Source organism: Streptococcus sp. HMSC061D10 (genome assembly GCF_001808865.1).
Taxonomy (GTDB): Bacteria; Bacillota; Bacilli; order Lactobacillales; family Streptococcaceae; genus Streptococcus.
Genome location: NZ_KV795021.1, coordinates 27,229 through 27,992 on the forward strand (window position 1 = coordinate 27,229; position 764 = coordinate 27,992).

At 41.9% G+C, this 764-nt stretch carries 1 pseudogene; it reads right to left on the reverse strand.

Annotated elements, in window-relative coordinates:
- Positions 1–764, reverse strand: a pseudogene (locus HMPREF2728_RS10835) (YSIRK signal domain/LPXTG anchor domain surface protein); the annotation flags it as partial.

Consider the following 764-nt stretch of genomic DNA (forward strand, 5'->3'; position numbering starts at 1 on the left):
GAACCAAGCTTCCAAGTGGTTTATAGGTAATAATCTCTACTACTTCAGGATTTTCTGGAGTAACTGTCTTACTACCAGCTTCTGTCTTATCAGCGTAGTAACCTGGAATTACAGGAACAGTAACCTTGCCATAAGTATGACTAGTTTCAGTCCATGTTGTAGTTCCATCAGCTTGTTTTTCTTTACCAGTAAATGTAAAGTCGTCTTGGACATTGTCAGCTGGAGTCTTGTCACCTGCTCCTTCAAACTTCACTGTCTGTTTGGTTGGTTTAGTCACATCATTTACGATTGGTACGTAGATGATTGGGGTATCTTCACCTGGATTTGTTGGAAGGTTTGGAAGTTCCTTACCTGGTTCTACTGGTTGACCTGGTTTGCTTGGATCTTTTGGATCTGGCAAGTATGGTTTGTAGCCTGGAACATCTGGAACTACTGGTTTACCTGGTTTCGTTGGATCTGTTGGATCATTTGGATATTTCACACCTGGTGTTGATGGGAAATTAGGATCATCAGATTTCGGAACCAAACTGCCAAGTGGTTTGTAGGTAACAACCTCTACTACTTCGGGATTTTCTGGAGTAACTGTCTTACCACCAGCTTCTGTCTTATCAGCGTAGTAACCTGGAATTACTGGAACAGATACCTTACCATATGTATGGCTCTTCTCAGTCCATGTTGTAGTTCCAGAAGCTTTGTTTTCTTTACCAGTAAATGTAAAGTCATCTTGGACGTTATCGGCTGGAGTCTTATCGCCTGCTCCTTCA